Here is a 20,153-nt window from a genome sequence, read left to right on the forward strand (position 1 = left end):
AATTCAGGTTAAAAATAAAAACTTCATTAAACTGTATCAATTCCTTCACTTTAGAAGCGTTGATACAGTTTTTTGTTGTGTAATAATTTTAAGTTGATTCCATTCTAAATAGAACGGGCTATTCAATTAAATATATTGAAGCTATTTCAAGACTAATTGGTTTCTCGGTTTGGTTTTTGCCAAAAGTGACTTCAAGTTTTTCGGCATTTTTAAGTTGAAATGATGACTGCTTTGAAGATTGAAAATACAGAGGCAAAAAGCTTGGGTATGGTCTGGGTAATACAAGTTGTGCATCTGATTTTAAATCTTTTAAAGGAATTTTTATCAGCTCCACATCTTTACCTACAACAACTTCGGTAGAAAAGAAATTTGCATCTGCATCAATCAATCCTATTTTAATTTTTGTGTCATCAGTATTCGATTTTACTTTAATCACCAATGTTTTGAATGAGCTAATTTCAGATGTTCTACCTAATGTTTTATCCCCAAAAAAATATTGAAAACCCATTGTGTTACTTTTAGGCACATTCATTGTAAGTTTAATATTTAAAGCTGTTGGGTTTTCTCCTGATGTATAATCTACTCGATTATTTCCCCAATCGGGGTTGTAAACGTTAATATTCTTACCATCAATATTGGGATTAAAAATTTCTAAAATCGAACCTTTTTTCGCGACATATGTTTGATAGAAAGCCGATTCTAAACTGTCCCAAGAATATGGATTACCTTTCTTATTAGCAGGAAAAGTTATATAATCTCCATTGGCTTTTTTAATAATGATTTGATACTTAATTAATCCTGCTTCTACCAAATCTGCAGGTATTTTAGCGATATAATTATACTCCTGTTTCTTAGTTAACGGGATGGTTTTCCATCGGTTGTAAGAATTATTTAATTGGACGAAAGCAGAATCTTTTAATTGCAATCCAACAATTTCGGTGTTTATTTCAAACGCAATACCTTCAGATACACTTTCGTAAGCGGTATTTTTCACAAAAACATCTTCAGTTGATGATTTTGGTGCAACAAATTCACCCAATAAAATATCTCCGAATTTATATTGTGCAACGAGGTTTGTCTTTTGATTTTGCTTAACTAATAAATAAGTGCCTGGAGAGATGACGAAATTACCGCTATTTGATTTAATGCTGTATTTGTTGCCTTGATTTATTCCACTAATGTTGAAACTATTACCTAAATCTGGCAGGTTGATGTTCATTCGTAATTCTTCCCAATTAATCCGGGTAACTTCCTTTTCTGGCGATGCTTTTTCGAATGGATCTCTAATTTGCACGGCATCAGGCATAATTTCAAGTCGCCAAACCCCTGCAGATATCTGATCTAAAAAATAGGCTCCTTTTCCTTCGTAGGTAACAATTTTAGAACTACCAACACCTGCTACATGGGTTAATTTCTTGGCGTTTAACGGTTTTGATAATGTATTATTTGAATAATAAAATTCTTGCTCTGTATTCATTTCACTAAGCAAATTTTTATATTCAATATTAAAAGCACCAAAAGTGTTTCCATTGTTGTTGGTATCTAAACGCTTCGTATTGTGAAAAACCTTCGAAGCTATGAGTAAACTGATGGCTTTTGATGGCGTGTAAGCCAGATTTAAGTAGTGTGTTTGGTATTCTGTATTGGCATAAGCCGTAGCCATTGGGTCGTAGGCAAATTGGGTTGCCCATTGAAAGCCAGCTGCTCTAAAACTTCTGGCCATTGAGGGATACATAATTGGCGCCATTACATCTCCTGCATCAAACTCATAAACAACTTTTGCCCTGTTTTTAAACTCGGGAATGGTATCAAAGGGAATTTCGTATTTGGATACATTAGGTAAGTAATTTCCTTGCAATGTATGTCCGGCTACCAAACCAGTTGGGTACCATTGAAAGCTATGCCCTTGAACGTTTGCTTTTACAACCGCATCTGCATATTTTGGAGATTCGCTGATGTTATAAAAAATTGGCTTCGTCCAACCACTACTTTTTATAGCAGAAACCATTCTGTTAACGTATTCTGTAGTACGCTCTTTTGGTCCGCTGTGTTGTGGCTCATTATTTACTTCTGTTGCTAAAACATCTATATCTTGCTGATAAGTAAAGCCCGTATATGGATTTTTATGTTTAAAAAACTGTTTAAGGTAATTCTCTTGAGCTTTAAATGCATTCTCGTTTACCAGTGCTTTCTGTTTTCCATATTTGCTAGAAAAACTTCCGGTGTTTATATCCTTTTCTGGATATCCATTACCCCAGAAGGCGATAGGTGTAATTAATATCTTGATTTTTCTTTTTTTAAGTTCTGCAATCAAAAAATCAAAAAGTCGTAAATGTTCATTATCAATTAAATTACCTTCAGCATCAGAAATTTCAGTATCCCAAACATGCACTCGAAATGCATCTAAACCCAACCTTGATAAATGATACACATCATCTTTAATGGCTTGTTCGGGCTCAACGCCCATTCTTTTTATTGCCCTGTTGCCATAAGCAAAGGGTGCGGTATAGTTTACACCAAAAAATGCAGCTTCTTTATTATCTTTCTCCCAGCGAATTACACCTTTGGCATCAACATAAATTCCTTGTTTATTTTGGGCATTTGCTACAATTCCTAGAAAAATAACTGCGGTGAAGATTGAAAATCTTAAAAATTTAAACATCAACAAAACTAAGATAGATAATTGGTGGTTGCAACAATAGAATTTTTAATTCGTTGAGTTATTTAATAAGCTGTGCTTTACAGGTAAAAATTCTATACCATATTTAAACAGCTTCTAATTTTTTCCAACTATCTTTAAAGCGATTGATTTATTAAAGAATTACACCAATTTTATGACTAAAAATATCTTCATAGCATCAGCAGAACCTTACACCGGTAAATCGGTAATTGCTTTTGGAATGATTAATATGCTATTGGCAAAAACTCAAAAGGTTGGGTATTTTAAGCCTATTATTGCTCAAGATGATGCCTCGAAAAAGGATCTTCATGTAGAAGCAATGCTCGACTATTTTTCGCTGCCGGTAAAATATGAAGATGCGTTTGCATTTACCAGGCAAGACATGCTTCATCAATCTGAAAATAGTGGGGAAATCATCAATACCATTATAAGTAAATACAAAAAACTCGAGGATAATTACGATTTTACAGTTATAGAGGGAAGCGATTTTTTAGGTGAAGGCATTGCCTTTGAATTCGAATCGAATGCCTTGATGGCAAAAAATCTTGGGGCGCCGGTTTTAATTGTGGTTTCGGGGAAAAATAAAACCGCAAGTCAATTGTTTAAAACAGCAATAAATATATATCGCAATTTTTTACTTCGCGATGTTCAGGTTTTAGGTGTTGTTGCAAATATGGTTAATCCTGATGAAGCCGAGCGTATTAAACAAGCTTTGTCAAATCAATTACCATCCGAATTATTAATTGCTGTAATTCCGATAGAAAGTGGTTTGCAAAGCCCAACCATGAAAGAAATTACGGAAGCTTTGAGTGCCGAAATTCTGTTTGGTGCCGATTTAATGGATAATCAGGTGGATAATTTTGTTACCGGAGCAATGATGCTGCCTAATTTTTTGCGTCACATTAAAGATAATTTGTTAATCGTAACGCCCGGTGATAGAGGCGATATCATTATTGGTTCATTACAGGCAAATTTATCGGCAAACTATCCTAAAGTTGCGGGTATAGTTTTAACTGCCGGAACCTTGCCAGATGAACCCATGATTAAATTAATTGAAGGTTTACAAACCATTATTCCGATTATAGCTGTTCAAAAAGGCACATTCGAAACCACAACAGCTATCGGAGCGATACATTCTAAAATCACCATTGATAATAAAAAGAAGATAGCACTTGCGATTGAACTTTTTGAAAAGTATGTTGATATTAAAGCATTAGATGATAAAATTATAACCTTTAATTATGAAGGCATTACTCCACACATGTTTCAATATCAATTGGTTAAGTGGGCCAAAAGTAAAAAGAAGCACATTGTTTTGCCCGAAGGGAATGATGAACGAATTTTAAAAGCGGTAGAAAAACTCATCGCCCAAGATATTGTTGAAATAACGCTTTTGGGCGACCCGGTTGAAATATCAACATCAATAAAAAGGTTAGGTTTAAATTTAGATGTGAACTCAATTCATATTCACAATCCTGCACATTCGGCACATTATGATAATTATGTAGAAACTTTATACGATTTGCGTAAGGCAAAGAATGTAAATATGGAAATGGCTAGAGATATGATGACAGATGTTTCTTATTTCGGAACCATGATGGTGTACAAAGGCGATGCCGACGGAATGGTTTCGGGAGCGGTGCATACTACTCAACATACCATTAGGCCAGCTTTGCAATTTGTTAAAACCAAACCCGGTGTTTCGGTCGTTTCATCAATATTTTTTATGTGTTTACCCGAGCGTGTTGCCATTTTTGGCGATTGTGCCGTAAATCCAAATCCAACTGCGCAACAACTGGCCGAAATTGCCATATCATCTGCAGAAAGTAGTGCTAAGTTTGGTATTGAACCGAGAATTGCAATGCTTTCATATTCTTCAGGTACATCAGGAGAGGGTGAGGATGTTGAGCGTGTGCGTGAAGCAACTGCCATTGTTAAAATGAGGCATCCGGAATTGAAGATTGAAGGACCAATTCAATATGATGCTGCTGTAGATCCATTAGTGGGGCAACAGAAATTACCAGGTTCGGAAGTAGCAGGACGAGCTAGTGTACTTATTTTTCCGGATTTAAACACCGGAAATAATACATACAAAGCGGTTCAACGTGAAACCGGAGCGTTAGCCATCGGACCAATGTTGCAAGGTTTAAACAAACCAATTAATGATTTAAGTCGTGGTTGTATGGTTGATGATATTTTCAATACCGTTGTAATTACAGCCATTCAATGTCAAGACGTTTAATATAGTTTATGAATATTTTAGTAATCAATTCAGGAAGTAGCTCGCTTAAGTATCAGCTTTTTAAAATGCCATCGAAAAACCCTATTTGTAGTGGTTTGGCAGAACGCATAGGTATCGACGGCTCTTTTATAAAGCATACGGTATATATTAATGATGAAAAACACATAACAGAGCAGACCTCATTTATCGCTAACCACAGCGATGGATTAAAGCAAATCTTACAACTACTTACCGCAGGAGAATTTGCAGTTATTGCTTCTCCTGATGATATTGCTGCAGTTGGTCACCGAGTTGTTCATGGTGGCGAGCACTTTTCTGGCGCAACAATAATTGATGATGAAGTTAAAGAGCAGATAAAAAAATTATTCTCTTTAGCGCCGCTTCATAATCCTGTAAATTATAAATGTATTGAAGTTGCCGAAGAAACCTTCCCAGGCGCTAAGCAAATTGCCGTTTTTGATACCGCTTTTCATCAGTCTTTACCCGCAGAAGCTTATCGGTATGCTATTCCAGAATCTTACTACAGTGAACACGGAATTAGGGTTTATGGCTTTCACGGAACAAGCCATAAATATGTAAGTGAGCAGGCAATTGCTTATTTAAACAAACCAGAATCAAAAATTATAACCATTCATTTGGGTAATGGATGTAGCATATCCGCTATCAAAAATGGGAAATCTATTGATACTAGCATGGGTTTTGGGCCGTTAAGTGGTTTAATAATGGGAACACGTTCTGGCGACATTGACCCTTCTGTAATTTTTCATTTGATGGAACACGCTGGCTTTACGTTAGAACAGTTAAGTCCGTTACTAAATAAACAATCAGGTTTACTGGGTGTTGGTGGCTCGAGCGATATGCGTGATATTAGGAAATTGTTAAGTGATGGAAGCGATGCAGCCAAGCTTGCTTTAGAACTTTATGCGTACAGAATTAAAAAGTTTATTGGTGCTTACGCAGCAGTTTTAAATGGAATTGATGCGATTGTATTTACTGCAGGTGTTGGAGAAAACGACGCAGCAATGCGAGAAGCTGTTTGCAAAGACCTAAATTATTTGGGTATAGATTTAAATGGTGATAAAAATCTAAAATATAAGGGAGAAATTTTAGAGGTAAACAATCTAGATGCTCAGGTTAAAATTTTGGTGATTCCTACAAATGAGGAATACGAAATTTCTAGTCAGTGCTTTGATTTACTTACAGTTTAATAGGATGAACTAAAAATAATCTCAACCGCTAGCGGCGGGGATTATTTTTAGTTTCGTTAATAATTGCTTCTTTATTTATGGTTTTCTTTACAGGCTGTTCGGTTTGTTTTTTCCTTAAGTTTCTTCTGTAAGCACCAGTCAATTTCTGTAGAAATTCTTTAAAAGTATCAAATTGCTGCGTATAAACTAAGCCTATCGAGGTAACATTGGCTGTTGCACTAATACCACTATTTAAGAAAATACTTTGTTGTGTAGGCGGTTTGTTTGCTAATTTTCCCGTCAAACTTCCATCTTTCCTAATCAAAAATAAAGCTTCAACTTCGCTACCAACATTGTTCTTCGAGAAATCGATGACTGTAAAATCGCTTAAACTATTTCTATCAACTATACCTGCATTGATGATAAGCCTATCGTTAAAGAATTTGAATGATGCATTTGCTTCACTTAAAGATTTTACGTTTAAATCGACAAAGTTTAAATTTAATGATGATAGTACATTATTAAATTGGTTGAAAACTAGCTCTGTAGCAGTGCTTGAAACGCTTGAACCCAATTGCTTTCCAATTGATTCCCCACCATTTCCTGGTGCAAAACTCCTTCTAATAATTAAACTGAAGGCTTGTAAATTTAAATTATTCTGATCGCTCAAGTAAGTTTGTAACTCTTCTTTAATCGCCGGGTTAGATGGAAAGTTAATATCCAATTTTATATCTGGCTGCAAAAGTAAACCCGTTAAACCCATTTCAACCTCAGTATTAACCCTTTGGTTTGCATTTGCACTAGCATCTCTATTTGCAGCTTTAAAGAGTTCGTTTAAACTCGCTCTTAAAGCATATACTGCTTTCAAGTTTATTTGTGCTGCAGTTGGGTTACCCGTCCACCTGATGGTTCCACCTTGCCTAATTTCAAATTTCTTATTTATTACCTCCTGAGCTGTGAAATCAAAACTACCTGTTTCAATTATATAATCTCCAGACATTTCAAAATCACCTAAACTGTTGATGTTTAAGTTTAATTCTGCATTCCCTTTTCCACTTAAATTACCAAGGTTAGTAAAAATATTTGCAGTGGTATTCGGGTCTATTGTAAGTTTAAAAGTTAATGTTAAGCCATCGAAAGTGGTGGTTTTTTTAACCACTTTGGCAGAATCTAAGCTAATGAAGTTTATAAAATCTTTATCCGAAACAGTTTCAGAACTGTTTAGTGGCAAGTTAAAAACGGTGCCCTTTTCAGTTTTTGCTTTTATATCAATTTTCATTTTACTGGTTGGGCCATTAAATTTGAACTTTCCAGTTCCGTAAGCCTTACCATAGTAAACAGAATTATCTTTAGCAGTTGTATTTAAAGCCATAAAATTGTTGGCATCTACAGTTACATTCAAGGTAGGGTCATCAATATTATTTAAATCTACTGAACCCCTTGCAACGCCTTCATTGCCTTCTATATCAGAAAGTTTAAAGTCTCCAAGTTCGATTACACTGTTTACAACATTTACTTCATCAGAAATAACATAAGTTGTTTTTAGATAATTGACCATCAATTGGCCATTATCTAATGAAAGTGTTCCGTTTATTTTCGGATTATCCAATTTACCTTTTACAGTTAGGTCAGATGATACATTTCCTTTTAAATTAGAAACCAGTTTTTTAACAAAAGGTTCAAAAATGGTCAATTTGCTATCGTCCATTTTTACCCTTAAATCTATATCTTTCTCCTTTAAATCCAGATTACCTGTTAATGTAAAAGTTTCAGAACCATCAGCCATTACATTGGTAAAAACATTTATTTTCTTTTGTTCGCTATTGAAAGATGAGGTATCTGTAAGCGTGCCAATGTAAATATCATTGAAATTTAATGAATCTATTTTTAGGTTATCGTTAACTCTTGGAGCTTTCAAAATACCATATAAATTAGTTTCTCCGTTTACATTACCAGCGAGTTTTACGCCAAATCCCTTCGCAAATGGATTAATTGTTTTTAGGCTAAAATCTTTAAAGCCTACTGTTAACAAATCTTCAGGATTATCGGATATCAGTCCATCAACGGTTAATTGTTGATTTCCATTTGTTAAATCGAAGTTTTTAATTTCGGTTTTACCATTGTTTAAAATGATGCGTACCTTCTCCTGAATCCGCCATTCTTCACTATTAATTTTTAAAATAGATGGTAAAATACTTAACCTGGCGGTAGTATCTTGGTTTTTGGTAAATTCTACTAAACCATTTAAATCGAGTTGGTTTTCTTCTTGAGCGCTAGACATTTTTAAGTTAAAAGCCAAGCTATCATTCCTTAGGATATTTGAAATGTTTACGTCTTTTATAAACAAACTATCATTAATTTGAACCCTATCTGAAGTGATGTTGAGTTGTAATTGCTGCGGTGTAGTGTTTTCATCAACAATGATATTATTAACAACAATGCCTTGATATTTTAGATTTTTAACAAAACCATTTAGCGTTGCTGTATTATTTCTCGAATCAAAATTGCCAATAAAATTTGCGCCCTCTGCCATTTCCAAACCAGGAGAAACCAGTTGTGCTAAAGGTTCAAATTTCTTAATCTTTAAATTGAATTGAAAAATTTGCTCATTAAATTTAATGATTTTCGTTTGAAAAGAAGGCACATAAGTTTTCGCTATAGCTTTATAATATGAACCGATTGAGTTTAAATCGTACTTTCCATTAATGCTGGCATCAAGAATATCAGATTTTATGGTTAAGTTTCTTGCCACACCAGTTCCGTTTGCTGTTAATTCAACCGAATCAATGCTATATGTTCCTTTCGGATTTTTTAAAGTAATTTCTTGTACAAGCAACCTACCTTCGATGTTGTTTAAATTTGTGCCCGAAAAATTTGTTGCAAATTTAGCATCAACCCTTAACGAATCTTTCATTAGGTTTAGCGCTTTTAGTTTCGCTCCTGTAATGGTTGCATTAAAGTTAAAAACTGGCAATTTAGGATTCAAATTCACACCACCATCAAAGAGCAGCTTTATGTTTTTATCGTTAATGCTTAGTTTTCCATCAAAATATTTATTGTTAAATGTACCATCAACTTTTACGTTTTTGTAGCGATAATTGTTAAAATCGATGTACGTGATATCACCATTTAGTTTTTCTGTTAATTTGTTTAATTCAGTTCCTCTACCTTTTACATATAGCGATGAAGTAATTTTACCTAAGCTTTTTTCACCAAGTAAATTCCCTAAATTAAAATCGTAAGTTTTTACATTCCCGGTGTATGATGGAACATTATTCTTATCAATTTTCATATTCACATCAGAAACTATTCGTCCGATTTTGGTTTTAAACTCTCCATATGCAATAAAATCGTTTTGAAAACCGGTAAAACTGCCATTGAAATTGATGTTACCGAACTTGTTTACAATAACCGGAATCAGTTTCTTTTTGCTTCCTGTAATGCCGGCAAGTACCTCGTCTAAATCCGTTTTATTTGTTCCGGCCATTTCGATGTTTAAATCCATAAAGGTTTCTTTCCATTTGGGTAAACCTTTGATAATAAAATCGCCTTTAATGTAAGTTGCCTTACCTGTTTTTATTGATAGCTTTTTAGCCTTTAAATTATTTACTAAACCTGTTATTTGCCCATCAACATCTAAGTCGAGTTTCATTGAATTCATTTCTGGAGCAAAAAAAGCAATGTCTTTAGATGTAATGTGACTATCCTTAAAAATAGCTTTCATCCTAACATTATCAATATATTTGTTAAAATCTTTGAAGCTGTTAAACCTCATCTGAAAATAATTCGATAAACGACTTTGATTGGTAACCAGCATTAGCTTATTCAGCTCAATGGCATTAGAATCGACCGTGGTTTCTGCACTTAAATTCTTTAAGTAGAAACCGCTTCTTTCTTTAAGTGTAAGGTTTTTAATATTGGTTTTAAAAAGGTGAGTTTTTGTATCTAAGCCTTCTAAAATTACACTTAGCTCTTTCACATCAACGTTGTCAAAATTTACACTTTTGCCTTGAGTTAAATCTTTTGCTTTAAAGTTTTTGTATTTAAAATTTAGTTTGTTGATGATGATTCTGCCAAAATCTAATTTGTAAGGTTTTTTCTTTGGATCTTTTACACTTGGCTTACCAGAATCAAAATAATTAATAATGAAATCAAGGTTGGATGAATTATCTTTGAATTCTTTAAAAAAGAACGTTCCATTATTAATTTGAACGGTATTGATATCAATTATTTTCTTTTCAATGGAAAGCTGATTGATATCAACCATGAAGGTTGGAGCATTTAATAAAGTATCCTTTTGAAGATCTAAAACCAATAGATCTTCAAAAACGATAGATTTGAAGGGCTTTATGTAAAGGCTCTTAATTGAGACGGTGGTATTAAGCTCTTTTGATAAATATGCAGCTGCTCTTTGTGCAAAATAAGTTTGAACAGATTTAAATTGCAACGAAAAGATAAGTAGCGCTAGCAGCAAAATTATTGATGCAATTACCCAAAGGAGTATTTTAAATAGTTTTTTAATAATTTTGCAGCTTAAATAAAAATAATTTGTCTGTTATACTTGCTATCGAGTCCTCTTGCGATGATACATCTGTCGCTATTTGTAACAACGGCAAAATTACGGCCAATGTTATTGCAAACCAAACAATTCATGAAAATTATGGTGGTGTAATCCCCGAATTGGCTTCAAGGGTACATCAACAAAATATCGTTCCGGCAGTGCATCAGGCATTAATAAATGCAAATGTTACAAAACAAGACATAAATGCCGTTGCTTTCACTCGTGGTCCGGGATTATTGGGTTCGCTTTTAGTTGGTGTTTCCTTTGCTAAATCTTTTGCGTTGGCTTTAAATATACCGCTAATTTCTGTCAATCACATGCATGCGCACATTTTAGCCCATTTTATCGATGACCCTAAACCCAATTTTCCGTTCTTATGTTTAACGGTTTCTGGTGGCCACACACAAATAGTGTTGGTGCGAGATTATTTTAATATGGAAATTGTGGGCGAAACTTTAGATGATGCAGCAGGAGAGGCTTTTGATAAAACCGCAAAGATTTTGCAACTTCCTTATCCCGGCGGACCATTAATTGATAAGTATGCGCAGTTGGGAAACTCAAAAGCATATAAGTTTGCAGAACCAAAAATTGATGATTTGAATTTTAGCTTTAGTGGTTTTAAAACTTCTATACTTTATTTTATCAGGAAGCAAGAACAAGAAAATCCTGATTTTATAACCGAAAATTTAAATGATATTTGTGCGTCTGTTCAGTTTAGTATTATCCAGATTTTGATGAATAAATTGAAGAAAGCAGCTAAGCAGTTTGGAATTTCTGAAATTGCTATTGCAGGTGGTGTTTCTGCTAACTCGGGTTTAAGAAATACGCTACAAGATACTGCTGTTGAATTAGGCTGGAAAGTTTACATTCCTGCTTTTCAATATTGTACAGATAATGCAGGAATGATTGCAATTGCTGGTTACCACAAATTTTTAAAAAAGGATTTCGTTGGTCAGGAAGTTTCACCAATGGCACGAATGGAATTTTGAGGTAGCGAGTTAGACGTTTTGAAATTTAGAAGATTGGAATGTATTAAGGTTTAGTATTTACCTTTTCTTCAAAGCATTCAAAAAGCAGAGTTAATAGTTTTAATTTAATTATTGAAAATTTAAAGTTGATATGACAGGAGCTTCATTAGTATTTTGGATAGTGTGCGCAATTCCTCTGATGGGAATTTTATATTATCTGATTAGGAAAGATAAAAATAAATTAAAAGGAAGCTGGGGCGTAATTGTTTTGGGTGTTTTGTTAATTGCCGCGGTTCTGGTTATTGTTTATGTAACCAAAGATTTTAATGCAATTTTTACTCAAGACACAAATTAAATTAATTAAAAAATATACAGTCGATTTTTGTATTGCTAATGCTAGCGCATGCTTGTGCATTATAGCTTAAGCCAAGTATAGCACAAGGTCAATTTTACTTTTCTAAAATTTAATATTATCTCACACGCCACAGGCCTACGTTAGCTTAGGTACTAATTGCTTTAAAAGCAAAAATGCATCATATATGGTTTTTAAAATAACCATAAATGATACATTTTTATTATAAATCCGCTTTAAATAAGAATAGAATACTATTTCTCTTCCAATTTATCGCCAGTTACTTCTGTTTTAATTTTAAGTTCTAATTCTTCAGCCAATTCTGGGTTATCGTTTAAAAGTTGTTTTACAGCATCTCTACCTTGACCTAATTTTGTGTCTCCGTAAGAATACCATGAACCTGCTTTTTTAATAATTCCAAAATCTACACCTAAATCTACAATCTCTCCATTTTTAGAAATACCTTCACCAAACATTACATCAAACTCTGCAATTCGGAAAGGTGGAGCAACTTTATTTTTTACGATTTTAACTTTAACACGGTTACCAGAAACTTCGTCAGAATCTTTAATCTGAGAAATACGACGAATATCTAAACGTACTGACGCATAAAATTTTAACGCATTACCACCTGTTGTGGTTTCCGGGTTACCAAACATTACGCCAATTTTATCACGCAACTGGTTAATAAAAATACAGCAACATCCGGTTTTAGAAATTGTTCCAGTTAATTTACGTAAAGCCTGACTCATTAAACGAGCATGTAATCCCATTTTACTATCACCCATTTCACCTTCAATTTCACTTTTTGGTACTAATGCAGCAACCGAGTCAATAACGATAACATCAATAGCGCCAGAGCGAATTAAGTTATCAGCAATTTCTAATGCCTGCTCTCCATTATCTGGTTGAGAGATTAATAAATTATCTGTGTCAACACCTAATTTTTTAGCATAAAATTGGTCAAAAGCATGCTCCGCATCAATAAATGCTGCAATGCCACCTTTTTTCTGTGCTTCTGCGATTATATGTGTAGCTAAGGTAGTTTTACCTGATGATTCTGGTCCGTAAATTTCTATCACACGACCTTTAGGAACACCGCCAATACCTAAAGCAATGTCTAAACTAATAGAACCTGTAGAAATAAAATCTATAGGTTCAATAGCGGTATCGCCAAGTTTCATTATTGTTCCTTTACCGTAAGATTTTTCTAATTTATCTAAAGTTAACTGTAGGGCTTTAAGTTTGTCAGGATTCGCAGTACTCATATCTTTTTTCATTTTGATTGCGTAAATATAATTGATTATCGGCTAAAGTGCTCGTATGTTAATAATTTGTGTTGCTAAAATATTTAGCTAAGTTAATTGTTTTTATTGCTAATATCAATAGTATATTATTTTTTTTTTAAATTTCGGGGCATACGTTGCTTGTAATAGGTTGCATGTTATGAGTAAAGTATTATCTGTTATGAGTTACAGGTTTTATTGTAATATGCAATCTCAATCTTAGCCTTAACCTCATCCAACCTCCAATCTCAACTCTTCAATTTATCCCTTTCATTTTGCGCCATTACTCTTTCAAAATAGCGACACATGTAGGTTATTTCACAAACAGCACATTTAGGGTTTCTGGCAACGCAAACATATCTGCCGTGTAAAATAAGCCAATGGTGGGCAATGTGAATATCATGTTCTGGAAGGTTTTTCACCAAATCTTTTTCTACAGCCAAAGGAGTTTTACCATTGGTTAAACCAATTCGGTTGGCAACCCTAAAAACATGCGTATCTACAGCCATTGCTGGCGCATTATAAATTACAGATGCAATAACATTAGCAGTTTTACGCCCAACGCCAGGCATTTTCTGCAACTCATCAACATCAGATGGTACAATTTCGTTAAATTGATTTACCAAAATATTTGCCATTCCAACCAAATGTTTAGCCTTATTATTCGGGTAACTTATGCTTTTTATGTAATCAAAAACGATGTCTGGCGTAACTTCGGCAAGTGCTCTGGCGTTCGGGAAACGTTGGAACAAAGCAGGTGTAACCATATTAATTCGCTTATCGGTACATTGGGCTGAAAGAATTACAGCAACTAAAAGTTGATAAGGGTTATTGTAATGCAACTCCGTTTCAGCATCGGGCTGCTTAGCCGAAAAATGTTCTACAAAAAGTTTATAACGTTCTTTTTTAAGCATCGGCAAATATAATAAGCAGATTTATAATGTTTCTAACAACCTTCGCCACTATAAAGATAGTAAACTTGAATCAAGGGTAGTTATCATTAATTTTGAACCTGATGGCAGCGACAGCCCGAGCTTTTTTGCGAGGCTACAGCCAACAGCAGGACCTCTATAAGCACTGCCAATTCATTTCCAAAATAATTTCAAACTGGTTTAAGATATTTCAGGCAGTTATTTTTTTTAGCAGCGCAAGGCTTGTGCAAGAAACTAAATTTGTTCCCGCTTTACGCTTTACTCCGCTAACAGCCGAAACGGCTGTTGCTTCGTGTTCGCTTCAACCGGGGCTAATTTGCAAATGTAGCGTTCCATTTTAACGGTTTGCATGGCGTAAAACCCTTGTTTACAAACCTGATTGAAGTGGAAAGCCCCAATTTTTCATTGGGCTTGAAATGTAAAGCAGGGCTGCAGACCACCAAAAGTACTGCCCTTTCATTTCCAAAGTAATTTCAAACTGGTTTAAGATATTCTGGGCGGTTATTTTTTATTGCAGCGCAAGGCTTGTGCAAGAAACTAAATTTGTTCCCGTTTTACGCTTTACTACGTTAACATCCGAAACGGCTGTTGCTTCGTGTTCGCTTCAATCGAGGCTAATTTGCAAATTTGGTGTTCCATTTTAAAGGTTTGTATAGCGTAAAACCCTTGTTTTCCAAAAAATTAATGAAATGAAGTTACCGGCATTTTAACATCTTCAGTTGTGCTTTGAGTGCTTTTAATTAACCAAAATGCAAAAAATGAACCAATTAATGCCATTGCGGCACCAACATAAGCTGGAGAAGTATAATCGAAACCGTAAACGAGAGGCAAACCGCCAAAAAATGCACCTAAAGCATTGCCAATATTAAAACTAGCCTGACTGGCTGATGCGGCTAACATTTCAGAACCTTTTGCGCTTTGTATCATTAACATTTGAATTGGGGCAGCCAAGGCAAATGAAACAGCACCCGTAATAAATGTCATTATTAATGCCAATGGCTGGCTTGCAGATATAAAATGAACAATTGTAAGCGTTACGGCCATTGTTATTAATAGCGCTGCCGATGCTTTGGCGGGCGAGAATTTATCGGCTAATATGCCACCAATGTAATTTCCAACCATCATACCTAACCCGGCAAGCATTAAAATATACGTTACTGCATTTGATGAAAATCCAGCTACATCTGTCATTAATGGTGCGATGTAGCTATACCAGGTAAATAAGCCACCTGTACCAATCGATATCATAAAGATAATTATCCAAGCTTCTCGTTTTTTGAAAAAACTTAGTTCGGCTTTTAAATCTCTATTTTTTGTAGCAGCCAATGCAGGTAACCATAATTTTAAGCTTACTAAAGTTACCAGACCAACAAAAACAACAACTGCAAAAGAAATTCGCCATGAAAAATTATGACCAATAAATGTACCCAATGGCACACCAACAATGTTAGCAATGGTTAAACCCATAAACATTAAAGATACTGCCTGGGCGGTTTTTCCTTTTTCGGCTATGCGACTAGCAACTACAGAACCTACACCAAAGAAGGCGCCGTGTGGCAATCCTGATAGGAAGCGAGCAACAAATAGTGTGTTAAAAGTAGGAGCAAAGGCTGAAAAAGCGTTAAACACTGTGAACATAACCATTAAAGCAATTAATATCTTTTTGGGTGGATATTTTCCTGCAATCATGATTAGCAATGGCGCACCAATTACTACACCTAATGCATACGCAGAAATTAAATGCCCAGCCTGTGGAATGGTTACATTTAAATCTTTTGCAATATCGGGTAGTAGGCCCATCATAACAAATTCTGTTATGCCAATGCCTAAACCGCCTAAAGTGAGTGGAAGTAAGTTCTTGTTCATAGCGATGCTTAGTGTTAAAATTACACTAAGCAAAGGTATAGCTTTTGAAAGAAGAATTTGTAATAAAAGTGTAAATGAAAGGCATAAAAAAAAGCTGCTTCACTTTGTGAGGCAGCTTTTTAGCTCGTGTAAATTACTTCGTTTTGCTGTAGGCTAAAATTCTGCCTATCGATTCTTCGGAAGGATTTTTTATTAATCCATCTAACTTACTTTTAATTTGATCGTAAAATAAGTCGATTTCCGCTTCAGATTCATTGTCAGTTGTAGACTGAAACATGTTTTGGGTAGGTAAATTTACATTTGTTTTTGATGTAGAGGTTTTTGTCATAAGCAACTAAATGTTATTGTTTTATAAACTTAACGATAGTTAGTATGCTTTATTTTAATGCCAAAATTATTTAATGTAAAATAAACGTTACCCTTTATATGTCATCTCTTTTGTTTTAAGCATCTTACGTAAATTGCTCAAAGCATAACGCATTCTGCCCAGCGCAGTATTAATACTTACATCAGTTAAATCGGCTATTTCTTTAAAACTCAAATCTGCATAATGGCGCATTAAAAGCACTTCTTTTTGCTCATCGGGCAAAAGGTGAATCATTGCTTTTAAATCTTTATGGGTTTGGTCGCGGAGCATTTTATCTTCTGCACTTTCATCATAAAAATGTAGCATATTAAACACGTCCATTCCATCAGAACTCGTTATTATAGGAGTTCGTTTTTCCTTTCTGAAATAATCGATTACTAAATTATGCGCAATACGCATTACCCAAGGTAAGAACTTGCCTTCCTCGTTATATCTTCCAGAGCGCAGTGTGTTAATTACTTTAATAAAAGTATCTTGAAAAATATCTTCTGCTAAGTATTGGTCTTTAACCAATAAGTAGATAGAAGTATAAATTTTGCTTTTATGTCTTCGTAAAAGTTCCTGCAATCCATTCTCGTTCCCGGTAACGTATAACTTTACCAGGTCCTGATCATTGTATGATTGTAAATTCATAGGTTTACCTACACTAAATCCCGTACTATTTGCTAAAAATTAATTTGTAGATGTTTAATTTCTATAGCTGCTCTCCTATGTTTTTTGAATGTGTTAGTTTGGTTTTGAGGTCGTTAATGTCCAAAGAAAGTGTTTTTTTTATCAAAAAACAAAAAATAAAATGTTAAAAAATAAATTAACCACCTCAGTACCCTATTTTTGTATATTATTTAAAACCCGATATTATCTGTTAGGGTTGTAATTCATATCTGTTACCATACATGAGCAAAAAAGAAGCCGAAAAAGATCCGCATAAAAATATAATTATAAAAGGAGCCCGGGTACATAATTTAAAAAACATTGATGTTGCCATTCCCAAAAATAAATTGGTAGTAATAACAGGTATGTCGGGTTCTGGCAAATCATCTCTTGCTTTTGATACTTTATATGCTGAAGGTCAGCGTCGTTACGTAGAGAGTTTATCATCATATGCCCGCCAGTTTATGGGGCGAATGAATAAACCAGATGTAGATTATATTAAAGGTATTGCTCCAGCAATTGCCATCGAGCAGAAAGTAATAACATCAAATCCGCGTTCTACGGTTGGTACATCAACTGAGATTTACGATTATTTGAAACTACTTTTTTCGCGTATTGGGAAAACAATTTCCCCAGTTTCGGGTAAAGAGGTAAAGAAGGATTCGGTAAGTACCGTGGTAGATTATGTTAGTGCCTTACCATTGGATACTACGGTTACAATTTTCTGCCCTCTTTATCCTCACAACAATCGCACAATTAAAGAAGAATTGGCTATTTTACTGCAAAAGGGATTTTTAAGAGTTCTTATTGATAATAAAATTGAAAAAATTGAATCTGTTTTAGACGATGCTGATTTTAAAGATGCGGAGTTAACGGATGATAAAACCGTTCAGATATTAATCGATAGAATTGTAACTGATAACGAAGAGGAAACCCTTAGCCGTTTGGCAGATTCAGTGCAAACCGCATTTTTTGAAGGAAAAGGCGATAGCTATGTTGAGGCAGAAGGTAAAACGAAGCATTTTACAGATAGGTTTGAACTTGATGGAATGCGGTTCGAAGAACCTACACCAAATTTTTTCTCGTTCAACAATCCTTATGGTGCATGCAAGCGCTGTGAAGGCTATGGAAATGTAATTGGTATTGATGAAGATTTAGTTATACCAGATAAAAGCAAAAGTGTTTATGATAATGCAATTGCGCCATGGCGAGGAGAAAAAATGAATGTGTGGTTGCAGAATTTTATTAAAGCTGCGGCAAAATTTGATTTCCCCATACATCGCTCATACAGCGGACTTACAGAAAAGGAGCAACAGTTATTGTGGACTGGCAACAAGCATTTTGCAGGTTTAAATGCATTTTTCAAAGAGTTAGAAGAACAAACGTATAAAATTCAGTACCGCGTAATGCTTTCTCGCTATCGCGGCAAAACCACCTGCCCAGATTGTAAAGGCTCTCGTTTACGCAAAGATGCATCTTATGTAAAAATTGCCGAAAAATCTATCATCGATGTGGTGTTAATGCCATTATCAAAAGCTTTGGTTTTCTTTAATGAATTGAAACTTAATGCAAATGATGCGAAGATTGCTAAGCGTTTATTAGCAGAAATTGATAATCGCTTCCTTTATTTAAATAATGTTGGTTTAGGATATCTTACTTTAAATCGATTATCAAATACATTATCTGGTGGAGAATCGCAAAGGATTAACCTAGCAACCTCGTTAGGCAGTAGCTTGGTTGGTTCTATTTATGTTTTGGATGAACCAAGTATTGGCTTACACCCACGAGATACCAATAAATTGATTGAGGTATTAATTTCTTTGCGAAATGTTGGTAATACAGTTATTGTTGTTGAGCATGAGGAAGAAATGATGCTTGCCGCCGATTATATTATTGATATCGGACCAGAAGCTGGTACCCATGGTGGAAATTTAGTATTTAGTGGTGATTATGAAGCGATTTTAAAAGATAAAAAAAGCTTAACTGGTAGGTATTTGGCGGGATTAGAGAAAATTGCCATTCCTGAGAAACGCCGTAAGTGGAAAGACCATATTCTAATTAAAGGTGCTAGAGAAAACAACCTTCAGAATATTGATGTGAAATTTCCTCTCGGTGTTTTTACAGCTGTAAGTGGTGTTTCGGGTTCTGGTAAAACCAGTTTGGTAAAAAAGATTTTATACCCGGCTTTGCAAAAGGCAATAGGAAACTACGCTGGAGAACAAACGGGCAGTTACGACGGGATTTTTGGCAATACAGATTTAATCAGTCAGGTTGAAATGGTCGATCAGAATCCTATTGGTCGTTCAAGTCGCTCCAATCCGGTAACCTATGTAAAGGCTTGGGATGATATACGTGCTTTGTTTTCTGGCTTGGCGGCTGCCAAAGCTGCTGGTTTAAAGCCTGCTGCGTTTTCTTTTAACGTAGAGGGTGGCCGCTGTGATGTTTGCCAAGGCGAAGGTGAAGTTAAAATAGAAATGCAGTTTATGGCTGATATTTATCTGCCTTGCGAAGCTTGCAGCGGTAAACGGTTTAAACAGCAGGTTTTGGATATTACTTACAAAGAAAAAAATGTATCCGAAATTTTAGAAATGACAATTGATGAAGCGGTTGATTTTTTCAAGGATGAACAAAAAATCCTTAACAAATTAAATCCACTGGTTGATGTTGGTTTAGGATATGTTCATTTAGGTCAATCATCAAATACATTATCTGGTGGAGAAGCGCAAAGAATTAAGCTCGCTTCTTTCTTAATCAAAGGAAACAACGCCAATAAAACGTTATTTATTTTTGATGAACCTACTACAGGTTTACACTTTCACGATATCAAAAAATTATTAAAAGCACTTAATACATTAATTGAGCAAGGCAATACCATTTTGGTTATCGAACACAATATGGATATGATAAAATGTGCCGATTGGGTGATAGATATTGGTCCTGATGGTGGCGATGGAGGTGGTAAATTGGTTTTTGAAGGCGTTCCCGAGGATTTGGTAAAAGCTAAAAACTCATACACGGGAAAATATTTAGCATCGCATTTAAATTTTAATCCATAATTTTA

Annotated in this window: 12 protein-coding genes; 5 read left to right on the top strand and 7 right to left on the bottom strand. The window is 34.8% G+C overall.

Annotated elements, in window-relative coordinates:
- Positions 1-118: 118 nt before the first annotated feature.
- Complete coding sequence (locus ACFOWA_RS00185; protein ID WP_378980650.1) at positions 119-2,662, bottom strand: membrane or secreted protein; 2,544 nt, start codon at positions 2,660-2,662, stop codon at positions 119-121.
- A gap of 172 nt (positions 2,663-2,834) precedes the next feature.
- Here ACFOWA_RS00185 and pta point away from each other — a divergent pair, with 172 nt between their 5' ends.
- A complete protein-coding gene (gene pta / locus ACFOWA_RS00190) occupies positions 2,835-4,922 on the top strand; it encodes a phosphate acetyltransferase (protein ID WP_378980652.1) in 2,088 nt (695 codons plus the stop codon).
- An 8-nt stretch (positions 4,923-4,930) separates the two neighbouring features.
- Positions 4,931-6,130 carry an acetate/propionate family kinase gene (locus ACFOWA_RS00195; RefSeq protein WP_378980654.1) on the top strand — a complete coding sequence of 400 codons (1,200 nt, stop codon included), beginning with the start codon at positions 4,931-4,933 and terminating at the stop codon, positions 6,128-6,130.
- A gap of 28 nt (positions 6,131-6,158) precedes the next feature.
- Here the strand turns inward: ACFOWA_RS00195 and ACFOWA_RS00200 are convergent, their stop codons facing one another.
- Positions 6,159-10,556 (bottom strand): translocation/assembly module TamB domain-containing protein, encoded by a 4,398-nt coding sequence (locus tag ACFOWA_RS00200; RefSeq protein WP_378980656.1) that lies wholly within the window; start codon positions 10,554-10,556, stop codon positions 6,159-6,161.
- A gap of 101 nt (positions 10,557-10,657) precedes the next feature.
- Here ACFOWA_RS00200 and tsaD point away from each other — a divergent pair, with 101 nt between their 5' ends.
- The gene (tsaD, locus tag ACFOWA_RS00205) at positions 10,658-11,659 is read left to right on the top strand and encodes a tRNA (adenosine(37)-N6)-threonylcarbamoyltransferase complex transferase subunit TsaD (protein ID WP_378980658.1); all 1,002 of its coding nucleotides are present in this window, start codon (positions 10,658-10,660) and stop codon (positions 11,657-11,659) included.
- 130 nt (positions 11,660-11,789) lie between these two features.
- Entirely contained in the window at positions 11,790-11,993 is a 204-nt protein-coding gene (locus tag ACFOWA_RS00210; RefSeq protein ID WP_378980660.1) for a hypothetical protein, read from the top strand.
- Between the two features lie 251 nt (positions 11,994-12,244).
- On the opposite strand, the gene recA is transcribed toward ACFOWA_RS00210, so the two are convergent.
- The 5 genes from recA to ACFOWA_RS00235 all read right to left on the bottom strand — a co-directional run bounded on the left by recA (position 12,245) and on the right by ACFOWA_RS00235 (position 17,074).
- Complete coding sequence (gene recA / locus ACFOWA_RS00215; protein ID WP_378980662.1) at positions 12,245-13,258, bottom strand: recombinase RecA; 1,014 nt, start codon at positions 13,256-13,258, stop codon at positions 12,245-12,247.
- Positions 13,259-13,524: 266 nt separating this feature from the next.
- Positions 13,525-14,190 (bottom strand): endonuclease III, encoded by a 666-nt coding sequence (nth, locus tag ACFOWA_RS00220; protein WP_378980664.1) that lies wholly within the window; start codon positions 14,188-14,190, stop codon positions 13,525-13,527.
- Positions 14,191-14,889: 699 nt separating this feature from the next.
- Positions 14,890-16,074, bottom strand: a complete 1,185-nt coding sequence (locus ACFOWA_RS00225; protein ID WP_378980666.1) for an MFS transporter — start codon at positions 16,072-16,074, stop codon at positions 14,890-14,892.
- Between the two features lie 133 nt (positions 16,075-16,207).
- Positions 16,208-16,402: a hypothetical protein gene (locus tag ACFOWA_RS00230; RefSeq protein ID WP_378980668.1), complete on the bottom strand. Its 195-nt coding sequence runs from the start codon at positions 16,400-16,402 to the stop codon at positions 16,208-16,210.
- Positions 16,403-16,489: 87 nt separating this feature from the next.
- Positions 16,490-17,074, bottom strand: coding sequence for an RNA polymerase sigma factor (locus ACFOWA_RS00235; RefSeq protein WP_378980670.1), 585 nt, complete (start codon positions 17,072-17,074; stop codon positions 16,490-16,492).
- A gap of 260 nt (positions 17,075-17,334) precedes the next feature.
- On the opposite strand from ACFOWA_RS00235, the gene uvrA reads away from it, so the two are divergent.
- A complete protein-coding gene (gene uvrA / locus ACFOWA_RS00240) occupies positions 17,335-20,148 on the top strand; it encodes an excinuclease ABC subunit UvrA (RefSeq protein WP_378980672.1) in 2,814 nt (937 codons plus the stop codon).
- The last annotated feature ends 5 nt before the right edge of the window (positions 20,149-20,153 follow it).

The organism is Pedobacter lithocola (assembly GCF_042650845.1).
GTDB lineage: Bacteria > Bacteroidota > Bacteroidia > Sphingobacteriales > Sphingobacteriaceae > Pedobacter > Pedobacter lithocola.